7 protein-coding genes are annotated in these 10856 nt (G+C 65.4%); 6 read left to right on the forward strand and 1 reads right to left on the reverse strand.

From position 1 onward, the window contains the following. Positions 1-329: 329 nt before the first annotated feature. Positions 330-3311 carry a DEAD/DEAH box helicase gene (locus G3480_RS05990; RefSeq protein WP_240905625.1) on the forward strand — a complete coding sequence of 994 codons (2982 nt, stop codon included), beginning with the start codon at positions 330-332 and terminating at the stop codon, positions 3309-3311. A 142-nt stretch (positions 3312-3453) separates the two neighbouring features. Here G3480_RS05990 and G3480_RS05995 read toward each other — a convergent pair whose 3' ends face one another. After that, complete coding sequence (locus G3480_RS05995) at positions 3454-3690, reverse strand: hypothetical protein (RefSeq protein WP_164652765.1); 237 nt, start codon at positions 3688-3690, stop codon at positions 3454-3456. Between the two features lie 111 nt (positions 3691-3801). Between G3480_RS05995 and G3480_RS06000 the strand changes: the two genes are divergently transcribed. The 5 genes from G3480_RS06000 to G3480_RS06020 are packed head-to-tail and all read left to right on the forward strand — an operon-like array spanning position 3802 to position 10528. Next, the gene (locus tag G3480_RS06000; protein ID WP_164652766.1) at positions 3802-4083 is read left to right on the forward strand and encodes a type II toxin-antitoxin system Phd/YefM family antitoxin; all 282 of its coding nucleotides are present in this window, start codon (positions 3802-3804) and stop codon (positions 4081-4083) included. Between the two features lie 5 nt (positions 4084-4088). Further along, positions 4089-4361 (forward strand): Txe/YoeB family addiction module toxin, encoded by a 273-nt coding sequence (locus tag G3480_RS06005; RefSeq protein ID WP_164652767.1) that lies wholly within the window; start codon positions 4089-4091, stop codon positions 4359-4361. A gap of 45 nt (positions 4362-4406) precedes the next feature. Further along, positions 4407-9728 (forward strand): hypothetical protein, encoded by a 5322-nt coding sequence (locus G3480_RS06010; RefSeq protein ID WP_164652768.1) that lies wholly within the window; start codon positions 4407-4409, stop codon positions 9726-9728. Positions 9729-9750: 22 nt separating this feature from the next. Continuing rightward, positions 9751-10065, forward strand: coding sequence for a hypothetical protein (locus tag G3480_RS06015; RefSeq protein ID WP_164652750.1), 315 nt, complete (start codon positions 9751-9753; stop codon positions 10063-10065). Then, complete coding sequence (locus G3480_RS06020; protein WP_164652769.1) at positions 10055-10528, forward strand: PIN domain-containing protein; 474 nt, start codon at positions 10055-10057, stop codon at positions 10526-10528. Before G3480_RS06015 ends, G3480_RS06020 begins: the two co-directional genes overlap by 11 nt. The last annotated feature ends 328 nt before the right edge of the window (positions 10529-10856 follow it).

Consider the following 10856-nt stretch of genomic DNA (forward strand, 5'->3'; position numbering starts at 1 on the left):
TGCGCCGCCTCATGGAGGGGGTTACCTTGGGTGGTCGTACACTTTAGGGCACCTCGAGTGACGAGTTCCCCGAAGAAGTGGCGAGCCTCGCGATTACACAGAGTCCAGCAGAAGAGTTCTTCGCGACAGTGCGTGCCCTGATCGTGCGCTCGCCAGCGCCGAGAACCGACGCCGAAATCGCGGATGAGCTCAATGTATCCAGGACGCAAGCGGATCAGTCGTTTGGTTGAGGAGGGCGTGTTGGAGAAAACTTCACGCCCCGTCCGCTACCGGCCCGTCATTGAGCAGCCAGTGCAGGCAAGTTTGTTCGAATAAGGAGTCATGAATCGATGGTCTTCTCACCAGGGATGCGCGTCCTCTGTCGCGATGCCGAATGGCTGGTGACGCGGGTGGAAGCGGCGAGCCGCCGCGATCAGGTGCTCTACTGTGTCGGCGCCGATGATCTGACTCGTGGGCATGAAACCGCCTTTCTCACCCAGCTGGAGCAGATCGAGCCGGTCGATCCGCGTCGGACCCGACTGGTGCCTGACGCAAGCGGCGGTTACGCGCGCGCGAAGCTCTTTCTCGAGGCCCAGTTGCGCCAGATGCCCCTGACGGACCCTGATCCGCATGTGGACGGCATGGGCGCCTTTACGCCTATGGGCTACCAGAAAGAGGCCGTCCAGCGCGCCATCGCCCAGCTGCGCCCACGCCTTTTGCTCGCCGACGCCGTGGGACTGGGCAAGACCATCGAGGTCGGCATGATCCTCTCCGAGCTGATGAAGCGCGGCCAGGCGGATCGCATCCTGGTGCTGGCCAAGAAGTCGATGCTCGCCCAGTTCCAGGCCGAACTCTGGAACCGCTTTGCCATTCCACTGGTGCGGCTCGACTCGACAGGCTTGGCGCGCCTCCAGCTCAAGATCCCGGCCTCCAAGAACCCCTTCGAGGTCTATCACCGTCTCATCATCTCGATCGATACCCTCAAGGACATCGGCCGCTACAGCCATTTCCTGGAGGACACTCGCTGGGATGTGGTCGTGATCGACGAGGCGCACAACGTTGCCGGCGGGGGCAATCCAGAGAAGCATCTGAGCTACCGCCTGGCGCGGCGTCTCGCGCGTCGTGCCAACAGCATGCTGCTGACCACAGCGACTCCGCACAACGGCAAGCGCGAGACCTTCGGCCGGCTGATCAGTCTGCTCGATCCCTCGGCCATCCCCGATCCGAAGCTGCGCGAGTACGAGGCATCCGATATCAAGCCATTCTTCCTGATGCGATTCAAGGAGGATGTGCGCGCCGAGGCGGGCGAGCACTTCGCCTCGCGCGAGGTCGTGCCGCTCCCGCGCACGCGTGTCCCGGCCACCCCGGCGGAGGAACGCGTCTACCGCATTCTGGCGGAGCTACGTCAACGGATCCTCGACCGGACCCTGGTCGCCACGGGCATCGTTCAGTGGGGTCTCTACAAGTCCTTCCTCTCCAGCCCGGAGGCCTGTCGCTCCACGGTCGAGAAGCGTCTGCGTCAGTTGCGCGACACCGATCCTGGGTCGCCCGAGGCCCAGGCCCTGCAACCCCTGCACGAGGCCCTGGCGGGCCTGACGATCGCCGACAGCGCGCGCTTTCGACTGCTGGTGAGGGAGCTCGAGTCGCTGGGCTGGAACGGGACGGCGAAGAGCCCACGTCTGCTCGTCTTCACCGAGAGCAGGGTGACCCAGAGCCAGCTTGCCGGCGCGCTGGCCAAGCACTTCCGTCTCAAGTTCAGCGAGAAGCCGGAGGATCAGCCGAACCAGCCCTTGGCCATCATCCACGGCGGCATGGCCGATATCCACCTGGCGGCGACCATCGAATCCTTCGGGACCGGCGTCAGCCCGATGCGCCTGCTCTTGGCGACCGACGTCGCCTCGGAGGGCGTCAACCTCCATCACCAGTGTCATCACATCATCCACTACGATCTCCCCTGGTCCATCATCACCCTGATCCAGCGCAACGGACGCATCGACCGCTTCGGTCAGCGTCACAGCCCCGTCATCCGCTATCTCATGGTGCGCACGCAGGAAGGCTTCCTCGACGGCGATGAAGCCATCTTCGAGCGTCTGGTCGAGAAGGTCGAGGAGATCAACCGCTCGACCCGCAGCGGCGAGAGCCTGCTCAAGCTCTACGATTCCGACCGGGAAGAGGAGTACATCGCCACCCGAGGCATCCTGGCGGCCGACCGGGAGGTGCTGGACCGCGCCAACCCGGAGACCGCGGAGAGTGCCGAGCTGGAGTCCCTGCTGCTCGCCGCGAATGCTCAGGGTCACGACGACTGGCTCGCTTTTCTGACCGGCCAGACGGAGGCACCGGCGAACGCGGCCCAGTCCGCGCCGGCCGTCATCGACAACTCGCGCATCCGGCTGATGTCCAACGCGGACTTCCTGGAGCTGGGGTATCGCACCCTGGCGGACGCGCAGGTCGGCGACGCCTTCGCGCCGCTCCAGAAGACCGCCGCACAGGTCGTCCTCAATCCTCCGGACGATCTGCGCCGTCGGCTCGGCGCGCCACGCTCGGGGAGCGGTGCCGGGTCCGCGCGTGGGAGCGACGTCATCTTCGGCGCCACCGCGATTCCCGAGGAGGCCTGGCCCGAGGACGGTCACCTCTATCTCACCACCGACCCCGAGCGGGTCGACCGGGCTATCAAGGCGGCCTTGGCACAGAAGGGTCAGTGGTCGCCAGAGCTGCTGCTCACCGATCAGCATCCCGTGCTCCAGTGGCTCTCCGAGCGGCTCATGATGCTGATGCAGCGTGGCGAGGCGCCGCTGATCGCCTCGCCTCATCTGGAGGCCGGCGAGCTGCTGTTCTGTTTCATCGGGCAGGTCAGCTCGCGCGCTGGCACCCCCTTGATCGTCGACACCCATGCCGTGTCCTACCGCAAGAGTGGCAAGATCGAGCGGCGCCCGCTGAAGGAAGCACTGGCCGAGGCGCGCTTCGCATCGCTGGCCAACACCGGACGTGGCTCGCGATTGCCGGACAGCCTTTTGGCCGGCTTCGTTGAGGGCGCCGTCGAGGAAAGTCTCCGCCATCTGCGTCAGCTCAAGGACCAGCGCCAGGAGCAGATCAAGCCGAGGCTGGACGAGGAGGAACGCCGTCTCAAGCGCTGGTTCCAACGGCGGGCGGAGCACATCGAGGGCGCCTTGCGCGACCTCCCGCCCGAGGGCAAGCGGGCCTTGCAGCTGCGGCGTCAGTTGGACGAAATGGAAAGGTACCTGCGTGACCGCGAGGACAACTGGAAGGACACCCACCTTCTGGCCAGCGACGAGCCCTCGACGCGCTTGGTGCTGGCGATCGAGGGGGCGTAATCGCTATTGAGCTTGCTCAGCCATCACCCGCATGAAGTCGGCCGCCTTGAGGATGATCGTCTCGAGCATGCGCTGGGCATCGCTGAAATCCCTGTCACCTTGAGCGCGGCCGAAATGAGTACATTGGTGTCGATGACGACTCTCATTGGCCGCTGCGATAGGCCTCGATCTCGCGAGAGATATCCTCGTCTGTCAATTGCGTGGCCTGAGGAAGCGCCTGCGTGCGTGCAAAGAGGTCGCGCCAGCGGCGGGCGCGCTGCTCATGCTCGGCATCGTCGACCAGGATCACTTTGATGTGCTGGCCTGGCCGAAAGGGTAGGTTCCGCAGCTCCAGCCGCGCCGGATCCTCGATCGTGACCTGGGTTCGATAAGCCGTCATGACGCAAGCCTCATTCGCATCGAGAGAGATTTGGAGGAGCCTAATCACAGCACGACCAGCATCATGCTACCGTACAGACCATCTGTCCAACTTCCGCCGAAGGCCACACCCATGACGATCGAAACTACCTACAGCCAAGCACGCGAGCAGCTCAAGTCGTTCATGGACCGGGCGATCGAGGATCGTGAGGTCATCATGGTCCGCCGCCGCGGCGGGGACGCCGTGGCCATCATCGCCGCCGACGAGCTGGAGGGCTTGATGGAGACCGCGCATCTGCTGCGCTCGCCACGGAACGCCGAGCGCCTGCTGACGGCCCTCGCGCGTGCCCGTGGCGATGCGATCGAGCCGCTGTCCGTCACGGACCTGCGCCAGGCGGTCGGGCTTGAAGACTGAGTCCCATGAAAACTGAGCCCAAGCGACTCGCGGTCTTCCATCCAGAATTCATCGAAGACCTGCGCCATTGGGTCGAGACCGAGCGGCGCACGGCCAAGCGCCTGCTGGACCTGGTCGAGGCCGTGCTGCGCGATCCCTTCAAGGGGATCGGCAAGCCCGAGCCGCTCAAATATCTGGGCAGCGACGTCTGGTCACGCCGACTGACCCAGGAGCATCGCTGTGTCTATCTGGTCAAGGCGGATCGCGTCGAGTTTCTGCAGGGACGTTACCACTACTGATGCATCGCCAGAGCGGACGCCATCGTTTCAAGGAGCAGCCATCCCATGTCGCTGGACAGCGCCATTGCGAACATCGGCGAATACTATGCCGTCCACTATCTGGCCGAGCAGTTTCCCAAGGACATCGCCGACCGGGTCAAGGCTTGGAAGGAGCAGGGATCGCGCTCGGTCCCGCGCCGGCTTCAGGCCTTGTCGGATGGCTATTTCCGCGCCAAGGCCCAGGCTCTGGAGATCCCTGATCCGCTGCAACGCCTGACGGCGAAGGCCGAGGCGCTGGCCGCCTGGCACGGCCAGCTCCTCGACGCGCTCGGCTATGCCGCCGACTCTACCCCCGAGACGCACTGGCTCGATCTGACCAGCGAGAAAAGCCGGCTCCCGGCGCGCGCCTTACTCCATCGCCACCAGCAGCCCTGGCTCGCAATCTGTGAGACCCCCTTCTGCCTCGGCGGCGGCGAGCAGGACGAAGAGCCGCTGGAGCTGCCGGTCAGCGCTCCAAGCTGGTCCACGGCGGTCTCTCCGAGCGACTGGCCCATCCTCGACGCGTCCTGGGAGAAGGCGATCGCGCGCCTCTTCGCCCAAGAGGATCGCCCCCGTTGGCTGATGCTGTTGGCCGGCAGCCGCGTCTATCTCTTCGATGCCCACACCTATGCCCAGGGGCGCTATCTCGCCGTCGACCTCGACGACGCCTTCGCCCGCAAGCAGGCGCGTACATTCGAGGCCATCGCCGCCTTGCTGGCCCGCGTCACCCTGGCCCCCGAGGCCGAGTCGGACGAGGTGCTCCACGAGCGGCTGCGTCAGGGCAGCCAGCGCAGCACCCATGGTGTCTCGGCCAAGCTCCAGGCGGCGGTGCGCGCGGCCATCGCCGACATCGCCAATGGCTGGGTCGAGGCGCGCCGGGCGCGCAACCTGGGCTATCGCCAGCTCGGCGAGCGCGAGGATCCGTTGCCGGACGGCTCGCGCGCGGTCACCGCCGAGCAGCTGCGCCACGAGGCGTTGGTCTATGTCTACCGTCTGCTCTTCTGTCTCTACGCCGAGGCGCGCGGCAGCGAGCTGGGCGTCCTGCCCATGACCGACGGTGTCTACCGGCTCGGCTACAGCCTGGAGGCCCTGCGCGACCTGGCCGATCGCGGCGAGCCCGGCACCACCAGCGAGAACGGCACCTACGACGCCGAGCACCTGGAGCGGCTTTTCGGTCTCATCCACCAGGGCTTCCATCCCGAGGCCGAAGACATGGAGCGGCTCACCGGAGACGATCAGGCCCCCTGGCGCGGGGGCATCCCAACTCAGCTCGATCTCTTCGGCGGCGTGCAGGCCGAGCTGGCCCTGGACGACGTCACCGTGGCCGAGCGCAAGCGCACTCCTCCGGTCCGGCGCGCGCCAGCCAGCGCCCGTTTGGCCAAGACCTTCATCGTCCAGCCGCTCACCGCCACACTGTTTGCGCCGACGTCGACGCCCTTGCTCGACCGGGTGCGGCTGCCCAACCGGGTGCTGCATCGGGTCATCCGCGCGTTGAGCCTCGGCACCGGCGAGCGCGGGCGGCAGATCGGGCGCATCAACTATGCCGAGCTGGGCATCAACCAGCTCGGCGCCGTCTACGAGGGACTGCTCTCCTACAAGGGCTTCTTCGCCACCCAGGACCTGATTCAGGTGCTCCAGAGGCCCAAGGACGGCAAGCCGGTCTTCGACGACGACCTGGATCCCGCCATCCCCACCTGGCTCACCCCCGCTGAGCGGCTCGAGGACTTCAAGCCCGGCGAGGTCGTGCTCGAGTCGCGCACCCGCCAGCCGCGCATCTACAAAACCGGCGAATTCATTCTCCATCTCAACGGCGTGGACCGGGTCAACAGCGCCTCCTATTACACGCCGGCCGTGCTTACCCAGGCCCTGGTGCGCGAGACCCTGAACGAGCGGCTCAAGGACATCGGTCCGGCGGAGGCGGACCGCCTGCTCGGGCTCAAGATCTGCGAGCCGGCGATGGGCTCGGCGGCCTTCCTGGTCGAGGCCATCGGCCAGCTCGCCGACCGCTATCTGGACCTCAAGCAGAAGCAGGTCGGCACGAGCATCGACCCCGGCGACTATGCCGACCAGCGCCGCCGTGTCATGCATGCCATCGCCGTCGACAACCTCTATGGCGTCGACCTCAACCCCACGGCGGTCGAGCTGGGCGCGCTCTCGCTGTGGCTGGCCACCATTCATCGGCTGCCGGTCCCCGCGCCGTCCGACGATGAAGGGGCGGGGAACAGGTTGAGTGGCTCTGGCCCGGACGAGGATGTGCGCTCGACCGACTTTCGTTCCGGCGCCACCCCCTGGCTCGGTCTGCGGCTGCGACCCGGCAACAGCCTCATCGGCGCCCGCCGCGCGGTCTGGACCGAGCGGCAGCTCCTCGACGGCACGCATCTCGGCGCCGACGCCCAGGCGCCGCGACAGCTCAAGCCGGGCGAGTCGCGCAAGCCCGAGGAGATCTATCACTTCCTGGTCTGGGGCGCGGACATGACCCCGGCGGCGCGCGACAAGCTGATGCGGTCCTTCTGGCCGGAGCCCTGCAAGGCCATCGGCGAGTGGCACAAGACCCAGGTCAAGGCGAAATGGACCCGCGAGCAGTTGGGCACCGCGCGTCGGCTCTGCGAGCGCATCGACCGGCTGTGGGAGGCGTACGCCCGCGAGCGCGCCGAGGCGCTGGAGCGCAGCCGTTGTTCGGCGAGCGTTTGGCCGCAAACGGTTCCGCAAGATCCGAGCGGTTGCCTGGAAAAGGCCGACGGCTCCGGCCAGACCACGCTCGCCGAGCGCGAGGCGATCAAGGCGCGGTTGGAGTCCGAGTCGAGCGCCTTCCAGCGGCTCAAGCGCCTGATGGATGCCTGGTGCGCGCTCTATTTCTGGCCGCTGGAGGCGGCGGACAGCCTGCCGAGCCGGGCGGCCTGGCTCGACGCGGCCGAGGTGCTCGTAGCGCCGGCTTCCAGCCGGCGACCGGAACCGGCTGGAAGCCGGTTCCACGACATCGCCCGAGCCATCGCCGAGGATCAGCCCTTCCATCATTGGGAGCTGGTCTTCACCGAGGTGCTGGGGCCGGGCTTCGAGGGGCAGCGCGAGCCACCGCGCGGGTTCGACCTGATGTTCGGCAATCCGCCCTGGATCAAGGTGAGCTGGAACGACGCCCCGCTGCTGGCCGAATTCTCGCCCCTGCTGGGTGTGCGGGAGGCCAAGTCGGCGACCTACAACCGCGAGCGCGCGACGCTGCTCGCGGACGAGGGCCAGCGGCGGCGCTATCGCAAAGCCTTCGAGCAAGGGGAGGGCGCCGGCGTCTTTCTCAACGATCGCACCCTCTATCCCAGCCTCGCCGGGGTTCAGACCAACCTCTACAAGAACTTCATCGAGCGCAGTTGGGGGCTCTTGGGCGGGCAGGGTGTGGCCGGGCTGCTGCATCCGGAAGGGGTGTTCGATGATCCGAAGGGTGGGGTGTTTCGGGAGGGGTACTACCGGCGGTTGCTGGGGCATTATCAGCTCAGGAATGAGCGTAACCTGTTCAACGATGTTCATCACGTCATGGGATTCAGCCTCAACATCTATCGCGGCCAACCTGGCCCCGCGAAGATGCGCGCCATGTTCAATCTGTTCGATACCGCAACGATCGACCACTCCCAGCGCCACCAGAATCCCCATGACCCCATCCCCGGCATCAAGAGCGACGCGGGCGCCTGGGAGACGCGCGGCCACCGCGAGCGCATCCTGACCATCACCGAGCATGAGCTGGGTCTCTTCGCCCGGCTCTTCGAGGACGCCGGGACACCGCCGCTCCAGGCCCGTCTGCCGCAGGTGCACAGCCGGCCCCTACTCGCGGTGCTGGAGAAGTTCGCCGCTGCACCGCGTCGGCTGGGGGATCTCAAGGGCGACTACTTCGCCACGGAGATGTTCCACGAATCCAATGCCCAGCGTGACGGCCTCATCACCCGGGAGGCCGATCCCACCTTCCAGCCCCGGAGCGCCGACGACTGGGTCGTCTCCGGTCCGCATTTCTTCGTCGGCAATCCGCTGAATCGCACACCGCGGACCCAGAGCCTCGGCGTCAAGGGGGCGGATTACGACGATATCGACCTCACCGAGATCCCGGACGACTATCTGCCGCGCGCACTCTACCGGCCGGGCGATCGGGACGGTGATCCGAGCGCCTTTCTGGCGGCCATCCCCGAATGGCCGAGGCCACGCAGGCCCGAGAATGTCTCGGGCGGGTTCTGGCCGATCCGTGAGACAGATCTCCCGGCTTGGGAGGCGCTGCTGGGCGAGCCATTGCGGCTGTATGGCGTCGACCCGAGCAAGCCTGGTGCTCGAACGGCGCGGCAGTTCGGCTATTTCGTGGAATGGGAGGGTGATGTCGAGGATGCCATGCGCTGGCTGCTGGCCAATGAAGGGACGCGTAATAGCGAAGCCTTCGCCAATCGGTTCAGCGCTGTTCGGCTGAGCCAGGGGCGGCCAGATGCTGATGCGATGCTGTGGCTGCCAAGACCGCTAACCGCCTTCCATCGTTATGCGCATCGTCGGAGAGGACATCCGGCCAATGAGCGGACACTCATGCCGGCGATCCTGCCAGCCGGCTTTTCGCATATTCACCCTGTTTTCAGCATCGCCTTCTTGCGGTATCAGAATGCGCTGCTATTCGGCGGTTGCGCTCAAAGCATTCTCTGGGATTTCTTGGTCAGAGTCGGTGGGCGAGGAGACATTTACGAGAGCACTTTGCTGACATTCCCTCTCATGTCTTCGAATAGCTCGCTGATCATTCAGCGCGTTGCCCGGCTTACGTGCCTCACCACCCACTACGCCGACCTCTGGTCATCCGCCTTCGATCCTGCAATCCGAGACGATGCCTTCACCTGCGACCTGTCCGACGCGTCGAACCGGGATGGTGGGTTTCGCTGCGCTCAACCCACCCTACAAGAGCACCAACGCACGTTGCGCTGGTCCGAGCTGACCCCCGAGTGGCAGCGCGGCTGCGCCCTGCGCACCGAACGCGAGCGCCGTCAGGCCCTGTTGGAGATCGACGTCCTGGTCGCGCTCGCCCTGAACCTCACGCCCGAGGAGCTGATCCAGATCTACAGTGTCCAATTCCCGGTGATGGGGGCCTACGAGGAGGCCGACCGCTACGACGCCACCGGCCGCCGCCTGCCCAACACCACCCGCAAGGACCCCGGCGCCAAGGAGCTGCGCGAGGCCCTGACCCACCACGACGGCACCACCCCGGTCACCGTCAGTTGGACCATCGACAACGGCAACCAGACCCGCACCCGCACCTTCCACCCGCCCTTCGTGCCGGTCGACCGCATCGACGACTACCGCCGGGCGTGGGCCGTGTTCACCGAACGGCTCGGGCTGAGCTGATTCCATCATGAGGACTCATTGAATGAAGACCGTGACATTGGCGATCGACGATCAGGTCAGCGATAAGTTTCTCTGGCTCCTGGAGCATTTCTCACCCAACGAGATCAGGATTCTCGAGCAGTCGTACGACGGTGACGATCTGACATCGGTTGGCGACCCGACTCCGCCCCAAGGCGCGAGAGACGAATCGAGGCATCAAGGCACTGAAGCCGAGTCGCTCGACGCGTTCCGTGTGAAACGGCTGGCGGCCTTGGACAAGGTGCTCCGGCTTGCGAACGCGCATCCGATCGAGCGCGGGGATGCTCCTTGGAATCGCGAGAGCCTCCATGAGCGCTGAGCGCTGGTTCCTCGACACCAACGTCCTGGTCTACCTGTTCGATGCAAAGGAGCCTGACAAGCAAGCCATCGCGCAAAGTCTGTGGCGCCGGGCATGCCAGGAGGCGATTCCGGTGCTCAGCACACAGGTTCTCCAGGAGTTCTTCGCCACCGTGACCAAAGCGGCCAAGCAGGGGCTTCCGATCGCGACCGCTCGTGAGGCGATTCTGGATTTCTCGGAGATCGCGGAGGTCGCCGAAGTCACGGTGCCCCTGATTGCCGCCGCCACACGGCGGATCGAGACCTCGGGCTTTTCCTTCTGGGACAGCCTCATCATCGAAACAGCGCTTGCGAGCGGTGCGCGGCGTCTCTGGACCGAGGATCTCCAGGATGGCCAGGTCATAGGTGATCTGACGGTCGTCAATCCGTTCCGATCAATGAGCAACAGCGGGCAAACACCAAGCGTGCCGGTCAGTGGCGTTTAGCTTGAGCTAGCTTGGATCTAGCTTGGGGTCTTTCGTAACGCTTTGAAAAGAAAGTGGCTGCATGTCCGCGGTGCAGTGTCCCTGTTTGGGGCGTTAGCTTGATCCAGTCGACTGCCATTTTTGAGGTGACAGGTCATTCGATTGATTTATCGATGTTTTTTTGGCTGTGTAACGTTAAGCTCCAAAATTTATGTCTAACATGACGCCCGATGCCCCATAGAATCGAACCGTCGGAGCTCAGCCGCGCACTCTCGGATGAGATATCCATGACCGAGCGGCATCCGTCGGCACGATGCGTTACTCTCCGGTGTGACGACGTCGCCCCGGT

Source organism: Thiorhodococcus mannitoliphagus (genome assembly GCF_010915725.1).
Classification (GTDB): Bacteria; Pseudomonadota; Gammaproteobacteria; order Chromatiales; family Chromatiaceae; genus Thiorhodococcus; species Thiorhodococcus mannitoliphagus.